12 protein-coding genes are annotated in these 17,553 nt (G+C 62.0%); 9 read left to right on the top strand and 3 right to left on the bottom strand.

Going from position 1 to position 17,553, the window contains the following annotated elements; translation table 11 throughout:
* Positions 1 to 23: 23 nt before the first annotated feature.
* Positions 24 to 2,081 (bottom strand): TonB-dependent hemoglobin/transferrin/lactoferrin family receptor, encoded by a 2,058-nt coding sequence (locus tag NA8A_RS01490; RefSeq protein ID WP_009755614.1) that lies wholly within the window; start codon positions 2,079 to 2,081, stop codon positions 24 to 26.
* A gap of 283 nt (positions 2,082 to 2,364) precedes the next feature.
* Here NA8A_RS01490 and NA8A_RS01485 point away from each other — a divergent pair, with 283 nt between their 5' ends.
* Positions 2,365 to 3,309 (top strand): heme/hemin ABC transporter substrate-binding protein, encoded by a 945-nt coding sequence (locus NA8A_RS01485; RefSeq protein WP_009755613.1) that lies wholly within the window; start codon positions 2,365 to 2,367, stop codon positions 3,307 to 3,309.
* A 12-nt stretch (positions 3,310 to 3,321) separates the two neighbouring features.
* Here the strand turns inward: NA8A_RS01485 and metH are convergent, their stop codons facing one another.
* Together metH and NA8A_RS25245 are read right to left on the bottom strand one after the other, a co-directional pair.
* Positions 3,322 to 7,107: a methionine synthase gene (metH, locus tag NA8A_RS01480; RefSeq protein WP_009755612.1), complete on the bottom strand. Its 3,786-nt coding sequence runs from the start codon at positions 7,105 to 7,107 to the stop codon at positions 3,322 to 3,324.
* 291 nt (positions 7,108 to 7,398) lie between these two features.
* Entirely contained in the window at positions 7,399 to 7,566 is a 168-nt protein-coding gene (locus NA8A_RS25245) for a hypothetical protein (RefSeq protein ID WP_009755611.1), read from the bottom strand.
* Between the two features lie 274 nt (positions 7,567 to 7,840).
* Between NA8A_RS25245 and rimP the strand changes: the two genes are divergently transcribed.
* From rimP to rpsO, 8 genes are all read left to right on the top strand, one after another.
* Positions 7,841 to 8,557 carry a ribosome maturation factor RimP gene (gene rimP, locus NA8A_RS01475; RefSeq protein ID WP_009755610.1) on the top strand — a complete coding sequence of 239 codons (717 nt, stop codon included), beginning with the start codon at positions 7,841 to 7,843 and terminating at the stop codon, positions 8,555 to 8,557.
* A 1-nt stretch (position 8,558) separates the two neighbouring features.
* Positions 8,559 to 10,199 carry a transcription termination factor NusA gene (gene nusA, locus NA8A_RS01470; RefSeq protein ID WP_009755609.1) on the top strand — a complete coding sequence of 547 codons (1,641 nt, stop codon included), beginning with the start codon at positions 8,559 to 8,561 and terminating at the stop codon, positions 10,197 to 10,199.
* A gap of 32 nt (positions 10,200 to 10,231) precedes the next feature.
* Positions 10,232 to 10,867, top strand: coding sequence for an RNA-binding protein (locus NA8A_RS01465; protein ID WP_009755608.1), 636 nt, complete (start codon positions 10,232 to 10,234; stop codon positions 10,865 to 10,867).
* Positions 10,864 to 13,476, top strand: coding sequence for a translation initiation factor IF-2 (gene infB / locus NA8A_RS01460; RefSeq protein ID WP_009755607.1), 2,613 nt, complete (start codon positions 10,864 to 10,866; stop codon positions 13,474 to 13,476). The genes NA8A_RS01465 and infB overlap by 4 nt, the downstream gene beginning before the upstream one ends.
* Before the next feature lie 237 nt (positions 13,477 to 13,713).
* Positions 13,714 to 14,118, top strand: a complete 405-nt coding sequence (rbfA, locus tag NA8A_RS01455) for a 30S ribosome-binding factor RbfA (protein WP_040671499.1) — start codon at positions 13,714 to 13,716, stop codon at positions 14,116 to 14,118.
* Positions 14,118 to 15,053 carry a tRNA pseudouridine(55) synthase TruB gene (truB, locus tag NA8A_RS01450; RefSeq protein ID WP_009449440.1) on the top strand — a complete coding sequence of 312 codons (936 nt, stop codon included), beginning with the start codon at positions 14,118 to 14,120 and terminating at the stop codon, positions 15,051 to 15,053. The genes rbfA and truB overlap by 1 nt, the downstream gene beginning before the upstream one ends.
* A 197-nt stretch (positions 15,054 to 15,250) precedes the next feature.
* A complete protein-coding gene (locus tag NA8A_RS01445; RefSeq protein WP_009449439.1) occupies positions 15,251 to 16,996 on the top strand; it encodes a sensor histidine kinase in 1,746 nt (581 codons plus the stop codon).
* 190 nt (positions 16,997 to 17,186) lie between these two features.
* The gene (rpsO, locus tag NA8A_RS01440) at positions 17,187 to 17,456 is read left to right on the top strand and encodes a 30S ribosomal protein S15 (protein WP_009449438.1); all 270 of its coding nucleotides are present in this window, start codon (positions 17,187 to 17,189) and stop codon (positions 17,454 to 17,456) included.
* Positions 17,457 to 17,553 lie beyond the last annotated feature (97 nt).

Below are 17,553 nucleotides of genomic sequence, written 5' to 3'. Positions count from 1 at the left end.
CTCCTGAAGTTTTCATCGCCGTTTCAGCCTCCGATGCGGCCCGTGAGGCTGACCTTGAACGTGCGGCCCTTACCCTGTTCGGTCGCCGCGCTGGACGACCAGGAGGATTGCGGGTCGGTGTATTTCTCGTTGAACAGATTCTCGACACCGAAGCCGAGCCGGGTGTGCTCGTTGACCTTCCAGTCCGCAAAGAGATTGACGAGCTGGAAGCCGTCGCTTGTTTCCAGCGCCGCGGTGGGATCGGAGCGGCTCGTGCGGGTGATTTCCCCAACGCTCAGGAACTGGGCACCATAGGTCAGGCGCTCATCGAAGGCCCGGAAGCCGAGCGTGGCCGAAAAGCGGTCAAGCGGTGTGTTGGTAAGCGGCTGACCGGCATAGACGCCGCTCGTGAACTCGGCATCGACCAACGCTCCGGAGAGGTTCACGAAACCCCAGTTGAAATCGTAGAGACCTTCGACTTCGATGCCGCGCAGGCGCGCATCGCCCAGATTACGGGCCGAACGAATGGGATTTGTGAGATCAACATCGATGTAGTCCTCCACCTTGGTGTGGAAGAGGTTGATCTTGCCGCGCAGCGAATCGTTGGCGACGAGCACATCGTCGAGCTTGATGTTGACACCCGCTTCCCAGCTCTTGGCGACTTCCGGCTGCAGAAGCAGGTTGGGCACATAGCTGTTGCCGGAACCATGAGCGCCGCCACCGCGGAACACATCCTGAAGGGTCGGAGCGCGATAACCTTCGGAATAGGATCCGTAGACCTGGAAACCTTCGAAGGGCGTGACCGCAACGCTCAGGCGCGGCGACCATCGATTGCCGCTGAGCGAAGCGTCTTCGAGGGTCTTGGTCTGGCCATCGAGCTGATAGGCATCGTAGCGCAGCGCGGCGATCACCTCGAGCCAGTCGGAATATTCGCCCTTCCATTGCAGGAAGGCCCCACCGGAGTCCTGCGATCCCGCGCCGAAATGATCGGCATCGGAATCGCCCTCCAGATGATGGAAATCGCCGCCATAGGTCAGCGTATGCGCCAGGCCATAGGCGTCGAAGCGCGAGGAATTACGCGCGTTGAAGCCGGTGGTGGAGACGTCATAGTAGCGCGTGTTGCCGATGCGCGAGGATGGCCACACCTGATACTGATCGGCACGGGTCTCGTTGTGATAAACGTCTATGCCAAAATCGATCAGGTCATTGCCTGCCGGGTTGTAGGTGTATGAGGCGGTGTAGGTACGATTTACGGTGTCGGCGTCATACCGGCTGAGCGATGCCGAAGGCGATCCGCTGGAGCCCGTAATGAAGTCGTTGTATTTCTGCTGGACCATGCCGAGCTTCAGCTCCTGATCCTCGGCAAAGCGGAAACTGCCTTTCAGATAGCCGCTGAGAACGGAGTTTTCCGTCCATGGCACGGTGTCGCCGTTTCCGTCCTTGTAGGCATCAAGGTCGCGATAGACCAGATTGCCGATCACGTCGAAATTGTCGGTAAAGCGATAGGCGCCGGTGGTGCTCGTCAAAAAGCCCTTGCCATTGGTTTCGTAGGAAAGCTTTTCACTCAGTGCCCAGCGCTCGTTCGACTTCAGAAAGTCGCGCGCATCCATGGTCTCAAATGCGACAACACCGCCGATGCCACCCGTGCCGAACGTGTTGGAAACAGGGCCGCGGATGACCGTGACTTCCTTCAGAAGCTCCGGCTCCACATAAAACGATCCCGAGCCATGGCCGACACGCCAATAATCCTGCCTGGCGCCATCGAGCGTCACCACGACGCGACCATATTGCTGCATGCCGCGAATATTGATGGCGGTAGCCGGATCGTCACCATTCATCGAAGCGGCCACACCCGGCACGCTGCGGAACACATCGGCTGCCGTGTTGGGTTGGATACGCTCGAGTTCTTCGCGGTCCACATGGGATTCGGCAGCCAGAGCGTCGATTGCCGCCTCATCCACCCAGGTGGCGGAAATTGTCAGCCGGTCAAGCAACGTCACGCGGCCGGTCTTTTCGGCCGTGTTGGTTGCGGATTCCTGACCGAAGGCCTGTGCGGGCACAAGGACCAACCCGGTAAACCCGGCCAGTATCGTGGCAGTCATTAATCGGCTAATCGTCCGTGAAGTCACGCCCATCTGAAGCCCCTTTAAATGAGGCGGGCCATCTTCAAGCCCGCAGGTTGAGACACCGGCGATCCGCTTCTCTGGCGGGCTACCGGGGGCTGGCTGGGGCTGCTTCCTGCAACTTGGCGAGCTTGAACTAAAGGCTGATTACGGCAGAGCGTTATGGCGGTCAATATATTCTGACCATAATTGTCATAATAAATTTACACGAGCCCTCGAGCACGATATCCGTGGCGCTCCATGACACCCCGGAGACACGATCATGACCCGCCTCCAACCTCCCAACACACGGCTTTCAGGCCTTCGCTCCATCGGCTTCCTCGTTCTTGCCGCAACGCTGTTCGTGACCATGACGGCACGTATGCCGGCGATGGCGCAAACCACGGTAACCGACGCCCTTGGCCGTCAGGTCGCAGTGCCTGAGACAATGCGTGTCCTTTCGCTCGGACCGGACGTGACGGAGATCGTCTATGCGCTTGGCGCGGGAGGCCGGCTGGTCGGTGTCGACCGCAGCAGCCGTTATCCCGAGGAAGCCAACGGCCTGCCCAATGTCGGTTATCGGCGGGCGCTTTCGGCGGAAGGCCTGCTTTCGTTGAAGCCGGAACTCATCCTTGCGGCGGAGGATATCGGACCGCCAGAGGTCGTGGACGTATTGAAGGCGTTTTCGGTGCCGGTCGTTTTCATTCCCGAAGACAATTCCATGAACGGCGTCGCCCGCAAAATCGCGCTCATCGCTGAAACGCTGAACCGAGAGGAGGAAGGCCGGAAACTTGCCGATGAAATCGCCAGGGATTTCGAAGCTGTTTCCGCCCTCGTCGAGCGCGTGCCGGCGGCGGCCCGCAAGAAAGTGATCTTCTTTCACGGGATTGCACGGTTGACGGCGGCAGGAGGAGGAACGGCCGCGGATGCCATCATCCGCCAGTCCGGCGGCATCAACCCCTTCGGCCATTTCGACGGCTACAAGGCCGCCTCGGAGGAAGCGCTTCTTGCAATGGAGCCGCAAGCCATTCTGATGATGGCTGACGGGCGCGGCGGCCCGGCAGCGGAAGATGTGTTCGCCGTAGCCGCGCTCAGCACGTCACCGGCGGCACGCGACCGTGCTCTGATCGTGCTCGACGGCCCCTACATGCTGGGCTTCGGGCCACGCACGGCAGATGCCATCCGCGCGCTGGCCCTTGCACTCTATCCAGATTATCTGGCGGACTGAAGTGCCGCCGTTTTATTCGGCCGCCGCCACGCTCGGTCCGGGAATATAGTTCAGGACCGGGCCCAGCCAGCGCTCGACCTCGACGACATCCATGCCCTTGCGGCGCGCATAATCCTCGACCTGATCGCGCTCCACCTTCGCCACGCCAAAATAATAGGCTTCCGGATTGGAGAAATAGAGACCCGAAACGGAGGAGCCCGGCCACATGGCATAGCTTTCCGTCAGCTTCACGCCGGCCTTCGCCTCCGCGTCCAGCAGACGGAAAAGCGTGACCTTTTCCGTATGGTCGGGCTGCGCGGGATAGCCCGGTGCCGGGCGAATGCCCTTGTAGGGTTCGCTAATCAGCTCTTCCGGAGTGAAGGTCTCATCGGAGGCATAGCCCCAGAATTCGCGGCGCACCTTTTCATGCATGCGCTCTGCAAAGGCTTCCGCGAAACGGTCGGCCAGCGCCTTCACCATGATCGAGGAATAATCGTCATTAGCGCGCTCGAAACGCTCGGCGATGGCTACCTCCTCGATGCCCGCGGTGACAACGAACCCGCCAAGATAATCGGGCTTGCCGCTCTCCCTTGGGGCAACGAAATCCGACAGGGCAAGGTTCGGCTTGCCGTCCCGCTTGGTCAGCTGCTGGCGCAGCGTGAAGAACGTGTCGAGCCGCTCGCTGCGGGTTTCGTCCGTGTAGAGATCGATATCGTCGCCCACCGCATTGGCCGGCCAGAAGCCGACCACGGCACGCGGGGTGAACCACTTTTCCTCAATGATCTTGGCGAGCATGGCCCGCGCATCATCGTAAAGCTGGCGGGCGGCAGCACCCTGCTTCTCGTCTTCGAGTATCTTCGGGAACCGGCCCTTCATCTCCCAGGTCTGGAAGAAGGGCGTCCAGTCGATATAGTTCGCAAGTTCCGCCAGGTCCCAGCTCTCGAACACACGGGTGCCAAGGAAGGAAGGCCTGGGCGGTGTATAGGACGTCCAGTCGGTGCGATGCGGATTGGCGCGGGCGGCGGGCAACGGCAGGCGTTGCTTCTCGGCTTCCGAACGTGCATGTGCGTCGGCCACCTTGCGGTATTCGGCGCGCAGGCTTTCGATGTAGCCGGGCTTGGCTTCGTTGGACAGAAGGTTGGAGACCACGCCCACCGCGCGGCTCGCATCGGTGACATAGACCGCCTGACCGCGCTCGTAACGCGGATGAATCTTCACCGCAGTATGGACGCGGCTGGTCGTCGCGCCACCGATCAGGAGCGGTATGTCGAAGCCCTCGCGCTCCATCTCTGCGGCCACATGGGCCATCTCGTCGAGCGAAGGCGTGATGAGGCCAGACAGGCCGATGATATCGACATTCTCCGATCGCGCCGTCTCGAGAATCTTCGCTGCGGGCACCATCACGCCCAAATCGATGATCTCGTAATTGTTGCAGGCAAGCACGACGCCCACGATGTTCTTGCCGATGTCATGGACATCGCCCTTCACCGTCGCCATCAGCACCCTGCCGGCGCTCTCGCGCACCGAACCACTGGCCAGCTTTTCCTCTTCCATGTAGGGCAGAAGAACGGCCACGGCCTGCTTCATCACACGGGCCGACTTCACCACCTGCGGCAGGAACATCTTGCCGGCGCCGAACAGATCGCCCACCACGTTCATGCCGGCCATGAGAGGACCTTCGATGACGTGTAACGGGCGTTCGGCCGCCAGCCGGGCTTCTTCCGTATCAGCCTCAATGAACTCGGTGATGCCATTCACCAGCGCGTGCTCAAGGCGCTTCTCGACCGGCCATTCACGCCAGGCCAGGTCCTTTTCCTTGGCTTCCTTGCCGCCGGTTCCCTTGAAGCGCTCGGCAATCTCCAGCAGGCGCTCGGTGGCGGTGCCGCCTGCCCTGGGCTGGCGGTTCAGGACGACGTCCTCGCACGCCTCGCGCAGCTCCGCATCGATGGTCTCGTAAACCGCGAGCTGGCCGGCATTGACGATGCCCATGTCCATGCCCACCTGGATGGCGTGGTAGAGGAACACGGCGTGCATCGCCTCGCGCACGGGTTCGTTGCCACGGAAGGAGAAGGACAGGTTGGAAACGCCGCCCGAGACATGCACATGGGGCAGCGTTGCCGTGATCTTGCGGGTCGCCTCGATGTAGTCGACGCCGTAATTGTCATGCTCCTCGATGCCGGTGGCGACGGCGAAGATGTTCGGGTCGAAGATGATGTCTTCCGGGGGGAAGCCCACCTGCTCTGTCAAAATCTTGTAAGCGCGGGTGCAGATTTCGACTTTGCGCGCCTCGGTGTCGGCCTGTCCCGTCTCGTCGAATGCCATGACGACGACCGCCGCACCGTAGGCCCGGCATAAACGCGCCTGATGCAGGAAGTTGTCCTCGCCTTCCTTGAGCGAGATTGAATTGACCACGGGCTTGCCCTGGACGCATTTCAGGCCGGCCTCGATCACCTCCCATTTGGAGGAATCGATCATGACGGGCACGCGGGCAATGTCCGGCTCGGCTGCGACAAGGTTCAGATACTCGACCATCACCTTCTGGGAGTCGATCAGCCCCTCGTCCATGTTGATGTCGATGATCTGGGCACCGTTATCCACCTGGTCGCGCGCGACATCGAGCGCCGTGGCGTAGTCGCCGGCGGTGATCAGCTTGCGGAAGCGAGCCGAGCCCGTGACATTGGTGCGCTCGCCCACATTGACGAAAGGAATATCGTCGGTGAGCGTGAAGGGCTCCAGTCCCGACAGGCGCATCTGCACTGGCCGGTTCGGCACCGAACGCGGCTTGTGGCTCGCAACGGCCTCGGCGATGGCTGCGATATGCTCCGGCGTGGAACCGCAGCAGCCGCCCACCACATTCACCAGCCCCTCACGGGCAAATTCGGAGACCTGCGCGGACATGATCTCCGGGCTCTCGTCATATTCGCCGAAAGCATTGGGCAGACCGGCATTGGGATAGGCGCAGATCAGGGTTTCGGCGACGCCCGAAAGCTCCGCCAGATGCGGGCGCATAGCGGCAGCACCCAGCGCGCAATTGAGGCCGACCGTGAAAGGCCGCGCGTGCCGCACCGAATACCAGAAGGCGGTGGGCGTCTGGCCCGAAAGCGTGCGGCCGGACAGGTCCGTGATGGTGCCGGAAATCATCACCGGCAGGCGCACGCCTTTCTCGATAAAGATTTCCTCGGTGGCGAAGATCGCAGCCTTGGCGTTCAGCGTGTCGAAGATGGTTTCGATCAGGATGATGTCGGATCCGCCGTCGACGAGGCCGCGAAGCTGCTCGCCATAGGCAATGCGCAACTCATCGAAACTGATGGCGCGGAAACCCGGATTGTTGACGTCGGGCGAGATGGAAGCCGTCCGGTTTGTGGGGCCGAGCGCCCCGGCGACGAAACGGCGGCGGCCATCTTCCTGTTCGGCGCGGATCGCCGCCCGCTTGGCAAGGCGCGCGCCGTCCCGGTTCAACTCGTAGACCACATCTTCCATCGCGTAGTCGGCCTGGGCGATGGTGGTGGAGGAGAAAGTGTTGGTCTCGAGGATATCGGCGCCCGCCTTGGCGTAGCGGTAATGGATTTCCTCGATTTCCTTCGGCTGGGTCAGGATCAGGAGATCGTTGTTGCCGGCCTGATGGCACTCGCAACCGATGAAGCGGTCTCCACGGAAATGGTCCTCGTCCAGCTTCAAGCTCTGGATCTGCGTGCCCATCGCGCCATCGAGGATCAGGATACGCTCGCGCGCAGCCATGCGCAGAGCCTCGAACACATCCGAGCCGTCGGACTTCGGCGCGACCGGGCCGAAGAGGGTATCAATGGACGATTGCGACACTTGTACTGCCTCTCTTGAAAGAGCCGTAGGTCACATAAAGATATCTTTATGTCAATATGCAAGCTCAATCCAACGCCCGATCACACATAATAGCAGACCGCGCGGGATATGACCCGGCATGGTTCGATCAGACTGGCAAGCAAGGGAGAATTGGTGGCCGCAGGGACACGGCGGCGGAAAGCCATCGGGCTTTGAAGTCTGTGGGCCAATCGCCCTTCCGCGAGACTTCGGCCTTCCCGTGCGCCGGGGAGGCCGGCGCAAGCGGGAAAGGCGGAACGAGTTCGATCCGGATCAGTTACGAATCTGGTAGAACTGGGAAGGATCGATGCCAAGGCGCATCAGGTCGGTTTCCTTGACGCGGCGACGATCACGAACCGCAGCGGAAACCGCCATGGCGCTTTCGAACGTACCGAAGAAATCACCGATGCCCCTCATGAAGCTGCGAGCGCGTGCGGCCATTGCCTTGTTCCTTTCATTGTGCGTTGCAACATGAGATAAGCCTGTAACGCTCCGATAAGAAGTGCCGAATTGGCAGGACAGCCATGCATTTGTGCAATGCAGCATCAACGGTTCCCGACAGGGAGACCGGGCAAGAGGCTGACAAGAAGGCGCTTGGCATCTTGTAAAATGAGGCAGGTTCGGCTATATCGGGTTCAAATTCTTGGTCGATATGACGGAGAGTGGGTCCAGCCGGTCCCGCTCTTTTTTGTTAAAAGAGGCCCTTGGAGGCTCAGTGACGACAGTTTCAGGAACAGCACAACCGGGCGGCGCGGCAGCTGCTGCAGCCAGCGATGACCGGCTCATCCGCGAAAGCGGACTGGAAGCGCGTGTCGCTTCGGTGGTATCTCCTGTTCTTGGCGCCCTCGGCTATCGGCTGGTACGCGTGCGCATGACCGCTCAGGATGGCGCGACGCTGCAGATCATGGCGGAACGGCCGGACGGCACAATGACGGTGGAAGATTGCGAGGCAGTGAGCCTTGCCTTGTCGCCGGTGCTCGATGTCGAAGACCCGGTTGCCTCGGCCTACCAACTCGAAATTTCCTCGCCGGGCATCGACCGCCCGCTGGTGCGCGCTTCGGATTTCAACGCGGCAGTGGGCCATATCGTGAAGATCGAAACCTCCGTCCTCCTGGAGGGACGCAAACGGTTTCGCGGCTATATCGTGGAATGCGACGAGGAGACCGTGACCATTGAACCGGAGACGGTCGAGGCTGAGGGCGACGAGGATGTGGTTTACGGGATTCCTTTCGAGGCGATTGCCGAGGCGCGGCTCATCCTGACGGACGAACTGGTTCGCGATGCCTTGAAGCAAGACAAGGAAGAACGTCGGCAGCGCAAGCGCGAACGCCGCCCTTCCGCCACGGAGCGGGCTGCCGCACGATCCGGCAAGAACATTGATTTGGAAACGGCCCGGGACGATGAGCCCGGAAACGACGCCGAAGGAGAGTGACATGACGGTCAGTGCAAACAGGCTGGAGCTTCTGCAGATCGCCGACGCGGTTGCCCGCGAAAAGTCGATCGACAAGCAGATCGTGCTGGCCGCCATGGCGGACGCCATCCAGAAGGCGGCACGCTCGCGCTACGGCCAGGAGACCAATATCCGCGCCGACATCAACCCGCAGACCGGCGAGATGAAACTGCAGCGCCTGATGGAAGTCGTCGAGACGGTCGAAGAGCCTGCCCGCGAGATCGACCTTAGGGCCGCACGTACGCGCAACCCCGACGCGCAGGTCGGCGATTTCATCGCCGAGCAGCTTCCGCCGATGGATTTCGGTCGCATCGCCGCCCAGTCAGCCAAGCAGGTGATCGTGCAGAAGGTGCGCGAAGCCGAGCGCGACCGTCAGTTTGATGAATACAAGGATCGCATCGGCGAGATCGTCAACGGTACCGTCAAGCGCGTGGAATATGGCAATGTGATTGTCGATCTGGGCCGCGGCGAAGCCATTATCCGCCGCGACGAACTGATCCCCCGCGAAATCTTCAAGTATGGCGACCGCGTTCGCGCCTACGTCTACGACGTGCGCCGCGAACAGCGCGGCCCGCAGATTTTCCTGTCGCGCACGCATCCGCAGTTCATGGCCAAGCTGTTTGCGATGGAAGTGCCGGAAATCTACGACGGCATCATCGAAATCCGCTCGGTGGCCCGCGATCCGGGCTCGCGCGCCAAGATCGCCGTGATCAGCCATGATTCATCGATCGATCCGGTCGGCGCGTGCGTGGGCATGCGCGGCAGCCGCGTCCAGGCGGTGGTCGGCGAACTGCAGGGCGAGAAGATCGACATCATTCCGTGGAACGAGAATGCGGCATCCTTCATCGTCAACGCGCTGCAGCCGGCCGAAGTTGCCAAGGTGGTGCTTGACGAAGATGCAGAGCGCATCGAGGTGGTGGTGCCGGACGACCAGCTTTCGCTGGCCATCGGCCGCCGCGGCCAGAACGTGCGCCTCGCCTCGCAGCTCACCGGCTGGGATATCGACATCCTGACCGAGGAAGAAGAGTCGAGCCGCCGCCAGAAGGAGTTCTCCGAGCGCTCCAGACTCTTCATGGAAGCCCTGAACGTCGACGAGATGGTCGGCCAGGTGCTCGCTTCGGAAGGCTTCACCAGCGTCGAGGAAGTGGCCTATGTGGATGCGGATGAAATCGCCTCCATCGACGGCTTCGACGAGGAGACCGCCGGCGAAATCCAGATGCGCGCCCGCGAATATCTGGAGCGTATCGAAGCAGAGCACGACGCCAAGCGCATCGAACTGGGCGTGAGCGACGAACTGCGCGAGCTGCCGGGCATCACCACCGCCATGATGGTTGCGGTCGGCGAAGACGACGTGAAGACGATCGAGGATTTCGCCGGCTATGCCGTCGACGACCTCGTCGGCTGGAAAGAACGCAAGGACGGCGAGACCAAGTTCATGCCGGGCGTCTTCTCCAATTTCGACGTGTCGCGCGCCGAAGCCGAGCAGATGGTCGTGGCCGCCCGCCTGAAGATGGGCTGGATTACGGAAGCCGATCTGGCCTCCGATGAGGATGCGGAAGCCGACGCTGAAGCCGCTGCGGGCGAAGAAGCCGGCACCGAGGCTGCGGAAGGCGCGGACGCCTGATATGGGCGTCACCGGGAGACATCGTGGAAGACATGAACGACCGCACATGCATCGTCACGCGCAAGGCGCAACCGGCGGAGAACCTCATCAGGTTCGTCGCCGGACCGGACGGTATGGTCGTTCCGGATCTGAAGCGTAATCTTCCCGGAAGAGGCTGCTGGGTTACGGCAGACCGCGCTCTCGTCGACAAGGCGGCAGACAAAAATCTTTTCGCCCGCGCCCTGAAGGCGCCGGCAAAGCCGCCGGAAAATCTCGGCGGTCTGGTCGATGAACTGCTCTCAAAAGCGGCTCTTGGCGCGCTTGGGCTTGCGCGCAAGGCCGGTGCCGTGGCATTGGGTGCGGCGAAGGTCGAGGCGGCGGTGCGCAGCGGCAAGGCTTTTGCCGTTCTGCATGCCCGTGAAGCCTCCGAAGATGGCGTGCGCAAGATTACTGCAGCCCGGCGCGCAGTCGTCCATATGGGCGGACCCGATATGCCGGCATACAAACTCTTCTCCGAGCCGGAATTGAGTTTGGCATTGGGGGCCACAAATGTGATACATGCTGCCGTGTTCGGGCGGGACGCGGGCAAGGCGGCGCTGAAACGCGTGATGGCGCTCGAATATTTTCGAGGCGATTTCGCTCAAAACCCGGAAGCGGTTGCGACAGGCACCGCAGAGGATGTGGAATGACGGATACGAAAAGCGGTGACGACAAGACGCTGAGCGTCAACCCCAAGAAGACGCTGACGCTGAAGCGGCCCTCGGTCGAACAGGGCACCGTGCGCCAGAATTTCTCGCATGGACGCTCGAAGTCTGTCGTTGTCGAAACGAAGAAGCGTAAATTCTCGCGCCCCGACGAACCGGTGGCCGCAGCGCCGGTGGCGCCTGCGCCGGCTCCCAAGCCGCGCCCGCAGGTGACGCCGCAGCCACAGTCGAATGTGCGCGAGCGCCCGCGGCAGCCGCAACCCGACCGTTCCGGCGTCGTTCTGAACGATCTGTCGAAGGGTGAAATGGAGGCCCGCCGCCGCGCCCTTCAGGACTCGAAGGTTCGCGAAGCGGAAGAACGCCAGCGCGCCGTCGAGGAAGCCAAGCGCCGCGCCGAGGAAGAAGAGCGCCGCCAGCGCGAGCGCGAGGAATCCGCACGCCGCCAGGCCGAGGAAGAAGAGCGCCTCAAGGCTGAAGCCGAAGCCCGTGCCCGCGCCGAGGAAGAAGCGCAGCGCCGTGCACCTTCCGCGCCTGAGAAGGCCGAGGAACCCACGGCCCAGCCGCCGAAGCGGGCCGCAACACAGGCCGGCGAGGACGATGACGACGAGGGCAAGCCGAAGAGCAAGGGCCTGCCGGTCAAGCGCGTGGCTCCCACCAAGGTCGACCCTGCCCGTCCAGCAAAGACGCGCGGCGACGACCAGCGCCGCCGCGGCAAGCTGACGCTCAACACCGCGCTTTCCGACGATGGCGAAGCACGCGGTCGCTCGCTTTCCTCCATGCGCCGCCGGCAGGAGAAATTCCGCCGCGCGCAGCATCAGGAACAGCGCGAGAAGATTGCACGCGAAGTCATCCTGCCGGAGACGATCACGATCCAGGAACTCGCCCAGCGCATGACCGAGCGGGCCGTGGACGTCATCAAGTTCTTCATGAAGCAGGGGCAGATGCTGAAGCCCGGCGACGTGATCGACGCCGACACCGCCGAACTGGTGGCAAACGAATTCGGCCATACGGTGAAGCGCGTCGCTGAATCGGATGTCGAGGAAGGTCTGTTCGATATTCAGGACAAGGCCGAGGATCTGAAGGGGCGTCCGCCGGTGGTCACCATCATGGGCCACGTCGACCACGGCAAGACCTCGCTGCTCGACGCCATCCGTCAGGCAAACGTTGTTTCGGGCGAGGCCGGTGGCATCACACAGCATATCGGTGCCTATCAGGTGGAGCAGGATGGCCAGACCATCACCTTCATCGATACGCCCGGCCACGCCGCCTTTACGGCAATGCGTGCACGCGGTGCCGAAGCGACCGATATCGCCATTCTGGTGGTGGCGGCCGACGACAGCGTGATGCCGCAGACCATCGAATCCATCAACCACGCCAAGGCGGCGGGTGTTCCGATCATCGTGGCGATCAACAAGATCGACAAGCCGGAAGCCAATGCCCAGAAGGTGCGCACCGAGCTGCTGCAGCACGAGGTGTTCGTGGAATCCATGGGCGGCGACGTGCTCGATGTCGAGGTGTCCGCCACCAAGAAGCTCAATCTCGACAAATTGCTGGAAGCCATTCTGCTCCAGTCCGAGGTGCTTGAGCTCAAGGCCAATCCTGACCGCACCGCTGAAGGCGTGGTCATTGAGGCGAAGCTCGACCGTGGCCGCGGTTCGGTCGCGACGGTTCTCGTGCAGACCGGTACGCTCAAGACGGGCGACATCATCGTCGCCGGTAATGAGTGGGGCCGCGTGCGCGCCCTGGTCAATGACCGCGGCGAGCAGGTGAAGGAGGCTCCGCCCTCCATGCCGGTCGAAATTCTCGGCCTTCAGGGGCCGCCTCAGGCTGGCGATCGCTTTGCGGTGGTCGAGAACGAAGCACGTGCCCGCGAAATCTCCGAATACCGTCAGCGGCTGGCACGTGAGAAGTCCGTGGCTCGTCAGGCCGGCCAGCGCGGTTCGCTCGAACAGATGATGACACAGCTCCAGAGCAGCGGCCTCAAGGAATTCCCCCTCATCATCAAGGGTGATGTGCAGGGTTCCATCGAAGCCATTGCAGGGGCGCTTGAGAAGCTTGGCAATGACGAAGTGCAGGCGCGCATCGTCCATTCGGGTGCCGGCGCCATCACCGAGAGCGACGTGTCGCTGGCGGAAACCTCGGGTGCGGCCATTATCGGCTTCAACGTCCGTGCCAACAAGCAGGCGCGCGACGCCTCCGAAGCGGCCGGCATCGAGATCCGCTACTACAACATCATCTATGACCTCGTAGACGACATCAAAGCCGCCATGTCCGGCCTCCTGTCGCCCGAGCGCCGCGAGACCTTCCTCGGCAATGCCGAAATTCTCGAGGTGTTCAACGTCTCGAAGGTCGGCAAGGTTGCCGGCTGCCGGGTCACCGAGGGCAAGGTGGAGCGTGGTGCGGGCGTTCGCCTGATCCGCGACAACGTCGTGATCCACGAAGGCAAGCTGAAGACGCTGAAGCGCTTCAAGGACGAAGTCTCGGAAGTGCCTGCCGGTCAGGAATGCGGCATGGCCTTCGAGAATTACGAGGATATCCGCGCCGGCGATGTCATCGAGGCGTTCCGCGTCGAGCACGTCACCCGCACGCTCTGATCCTCGTTCCAGACGCGTTTCAGGGGCAGGGCATTTACGCATCGGCCCGAAAATCGGAAACGGTTTTCGGGCCGATGTGCAGATTTAAGAACCTGCAGCATCCCTTGTGCCCGAATGGGCGCAGGACGCCGTAGCTGCCCTGCCTTCCTCGCCTGGACCCGCGCCTGCCCGGCGCCATGATTTTCCGGTATCATCCAAACGGATCGAACAGAGCTTGCCCGCCAAGGGGGTTTTTCCATGTCGTCTTCAGCTCCATCCCAACGCCAGCTCCGGGTCGGCGAGCAGGTGCGTCACGCAATCGCACAGATGCTGCAACGCGGTGAGATTTCCGACGATGTCATCGAGAGCACGGTGATCTCCGTATCGGAGGTGCGCATGTCGCCAGACCTCAAGATCGCAACAGCCTACGTGTCGCCGCTCGGCTCAGGCGACAAGGATGCCGTTATCGCGGCGCTCAACAAGCATGCCCGTTTCATTCGCGGGCGCATCACGCCCGCGCTGCGGCAGATGAAATACATGCCGCAACTGCGGTTCCGCTTCGACGACAGTTTCGAGAACTTCAACAAGATCGACCGCCTTCTGAGGTCGCCCGAAGTGGCGCGCGACCTGAAGCACGAGGATGAGCAAGGGGACGACCAGTAATGGCGCGACGCGGAAAGAAAAAGGGCCGTCCAGTCAATGGCTGGCTGATCCTCGACAAGCCGGCGGGCATGGGCTCGACCGAAGCCGTGTCCAAGATCAAGTGGCTGTTCAAGGCCGAAAAGGCCGGCCATGCAGGCACGCTCGATCCCCTCGCCTCCGGCATGCTGCCCATCGCGCTGGGAGACGCCACAAAGACGGTCCCCTTCGTCATGGAAGGCGCGAAAGTCTATCGCTTCACCGTGGCCTGGGGTGAGGAGCGCAGCACGGACGATCTGGAAGGCCCCGTGACCAAGACTTCAGACAAGCGCCCGAGCGAGGAGGACATCCGCCAGCTCCTGCCGCGCTATACCGGTATCATCATGCAGACGCCGCCGCAGTTTTCCGCCATCAAGATCGGCGGCGAGCGCGCATACGACCTTGCCCGAGAAGGGGAGACGGTGGAACTCGCGGCGCGCGAGATCGAGGTCGGACGGCTCGACCTGGTCTCCTTCGACGGCGAGAAAGCGGTTTTCGAGATCGAATGCGGCAAGGGCACCTATGTGCGCAGCCTTGCGCGCGACATGGGGCGCGATCTCGGCTGCTATGGCCATATCGCCGACTTGCGCCGCACCGAGGTCTATCCCTTCACGCCCCAACAATTCGTCGAACTCCCAGCGCTCGAAAAAGCAGCAGAGACCGCGCATTCGGAAGCCGCCGACTTTTCCGGCCTCGATGCCTTTCTCCTCGATATCGCGACCGCTCTCGAAGGGCTGCCCGAAATCGCGGTGAACGACGATGCGGCAGCACGCATCCGGCTTGGAAACCCTGTAATCGTGCGCGGGCGCGATGCTCCGGCAGAAGCGCCGGAAGCATGGGCGAGCGCACGCGGACGCCTTGTCGCGCTCGGCATGGTGGAAGCAGGCATGTTCAAGCCGAAACGCGTTTTCGGCGCCTGATCGCGGCAAGCCAGACCGGCAGCGGCATGGGCGGTTTTTTATCCGCACCACGCAACCCTTTGACGTTTGGTGCATTATGAGCCTTGGAGCATGATGCGCGACGGTCGGCAATTCCGACCGCAACGACTCATGCGATCATGGCGTCGGAAGGGTATGCAGGCTTCGGTTCTGCCCGGCGAAGCGAGGGACGGGGCTGCATGCATTCAAGGAACCGGGTGACGAACAAGGACAGGATCGAAAACGAGCCCGGCTTTGCCGAACGATTGCGATCCGCGCTCTCCGGGCCAAAGCCTATCAGCCTTTATCTTCTGCTTCTGATCGCCGTCACGGTTATTCCCGCCATTGGCGTATCGGTCGTTCTGCTCCAGCGCAACAATGAAGCGCAGAACGAGGTGGTGACCACACTCGCCGAGGCCATGGCGGGCTCGATCGTGGAAGCGATCGACCGCGAATTGAGCGGCATGGCGACCACCCTGCGGGTCCTTTCCACCACACCATCGCTCTCCGACAGCGACCTGGAAGATTTCTACGAGCGCTCCCGCCTCGCGCTTGCAGGCACCGGGACCTATTTCCTGCTTCTCGATGAAAACCTGAACCAGCTTCTCAACACGCGTGTGCCCTTCGGTACACCGCTCGGGCCGACCTCCGATCCCGAATCCGCACGCGCCGCACGGCAGAACCCCGGCAAAACGGTTTCAGGCGTGTTCTTCGGCAAGACCTCGCAGAACTGGGTCTTTAATGTTCTGCTGCCCTATGTGCCCGACAGTGGCCCTTCGCGCCTCATGGTGATGACGCGCAACGCTTCCTCGCTGGCCGACACGCTTTCGCAGCAGATATTGCGCGGTGGCTGGAATGCCTCCCTTGTCGATCAGAACGGTCTGGTGATCGCCTCTTCTTCCCAAGATTCGAAGATTGGCGAAAAGTTCTTCCTCGATATCGGCGGCGCCGGTCGCTACCGCGGCGCACGGCCTGCCGAGGACGCAAAGGGCGACACCTATATCGCCATTGTCGATGAATCCATCTACAGCGGATGGAAGGCCGTGGTGTGGGCATCGACGGACACCGTCGAGGAGCCGATGCGCCGCTCGCTGCGCATGCTGATCATCGGTGGCATACTCGTCATCACCATCGGCACGCTCGCGGCATGGCTGCTCGGACGGCAGATCGCCGGCCCTGTCCGCCGTCTTGCGCGGGATGCAAGGCGTCTTGGCGCCGGCGAGACGGTGCAGGCCATCGAATACCCCATCGCCGAGGTGGCAACCGTCTCCACCGCGCTCTCGGAAGCCGCTATCGACCGGCAACAGGCCGAAAACGAAATCCGGCTTCTCATGCGGGAGGTGGCTCACCGCTCGAAGAACCAGCTTACTGTCGTCGCCTCCATGGCCAAGCAGACCGCGCGCAATGCGCGCAGCTTTGCCGCCTTCCACGATACTTTCCAGAAGCGCCTCTACGGGTTGGCCCGCTCCACGGATCTCCTCATCGCGGGCGGAGCGGCGGGCGTCGAGCTGAGAGAATTGCTTTCCGCCCAGATCAATCCGTTCCGGCCGGAGGATCCCGAACGAATGACGATGGAAGGACCTCGCTTCAGGCTCGGGAACCAGCCCGCGCAGACCATCGGTCTGGCGATCCACGAGCTGGCGACCAACGCGTCCAAATACGGAGCCTTCGCTTCAGATACCGGAAGTCTCGACCTTTCCTGGAAAGTCGAGGACGACACACTGAAACTGGTCTGGCGCGAGCGGGTGCCGCGTCTTCGCAGGCGCACCGGACGACGCGGTTTCGGCACAGAAATCATCGAGCGCATGGTGGGTGGAACGCTGGATGCCGACATCTCGCGCGTGTTCCATCGCGACGGGCTGGAATGTATCTTCGCGATTCCGGTGGAACGGCTGGTTCCCGAAAGCGCCAAACCGAAGCATCCCGACGATGCCAATGCGGATTGACGGCGTATGGTCGGCGCCGTCGCCGTGGCTCCACGCAAGGGAGCGGCGCGGTTTGGGCTGGTAATTATGTCCGTTTTCGCTTATATGCCGGCCAACATTGCGGTTTGACCGCATTGTGAAGCGGCCCCGGCTGGACGACATCCCGGCTGAGGGCGTCCCCTTTTCCCACAATTCCAAGAAAGGAAACACGATGTCGATTACTGCAGAGCGCAAACAGGATTTGCTCAAGGAATTCGCCACGACCCAGGGTGACACCGGTTCGCCGGAAGTCCAGGTCGCGATCCTGAGCGAGCGGATCAAGAACCTCACCGAGCATTTCAAGGACCACAAGAAGGATAACCATTCCCGTCGTGGTCTCCTGAAGCTCGTGTCGCAGCGTCGCCGCCTTCTGGACTATCTCAAGAAGAAAGACGAAGGCCGCTATCAGACGCTGATCGAGAAGCTCGGTCTGCGGCGCTAAGCGTTTGACCGGCGGACACCTGCGGTGTCCGCCGGTTGCATTTGGGCAGGCGGCTGAGCGCATGCCCTTCGGCTCCGGCCTGAAGCATGATCCCGGA

The organism is Nitratireductor indicus C115, from assembly GCF_000300515.1.
GTDB classification, from domain to species: domain Bacteria; phylum Pseudomonadota; class Alphaproteobacteria; order Rhizobiales; family Rhizobiaceae; genus Nitratireductor; species Nitratireductor indicus.
This window is presented reverse-complemented; position numbering and strand designations above follow the sequence as displayed.

What these genes read in the sequence shown, in the direction of transcription:
- NA8A_RS01490 (WP_009755614.1), bottom strand. Translation starts at nt 2,081, where the DNA reads ATGACTGCCACGATACTGGCCGGGTTTACCGGGTTGGTCCTTGTGCCC.
- NA8A_RS01485 (WP_009755613.1), top strand. Translation starts at nt 2,365, where the DNA reads ATGACCCGCCTCCAACCTCCCAACACACGGCTTTCAGGCCTTCGCTCC.
- NA8A_RS25245 (WP_009755611.1), bottom strand. Translation starts at nt 7,566, where the DNA reads ATGGCCGCACGCGCTCGCAGCTTCATGAGGGGCATCGGTGATTTCTTC.
- nusA (WP_009755609.1), top strand. Translation starts at nt 8,559, where the DNA reads ATGACGGTCAGTGCAAACAGGCTGGAGCTTCTGCAGATCGCCGACGCG.
- NA8A_RS01465 (WP_009755608.1), top strand. Translation starts at nt 10,232, where the DNA reads ATGAACGACCGCACATGCATCGTCACGCGCAAGGCGCAACCGGCGGAG.
- infB (WP_009755607.1), top strand. Translation starts at nt 10,864, where the DNA reads ATGACGGATACGAAAAGCGGTGACGACAAGACGCTGAGCGTCAACCCC.
- rbfA (WP_040671499.1), top strand. Translation starts at nt 13,714, where the DNA reads ATGTCGTCTTCAGCTCCATCCCAACGCCAGCTCCGGGTCGGCGAGCAG.
- truB (WP_009449440.1), top strand. Translation starts at nt 14,118, where the DNA reads ATGGCGCGACGCGGAAAGAAAAAGGGCCGTCCAGTCAATGGCTGGCTG.
- NA8A_RS01445 (WP_009449439.1), top strand. Translation starts at nt 15,251, where the DNA reads ATGCATTCAAGGAACCGGGTGACGAACAAGGACAGGATCGAAAACGAG.
- rpsO (WP_009449438.1), top strand. Translation starts at nt 17,187, where the DNA reads ATGTCGATTACTGCAGAGCGCAAACAGGATTTGCTCAAGGAATTCGCC.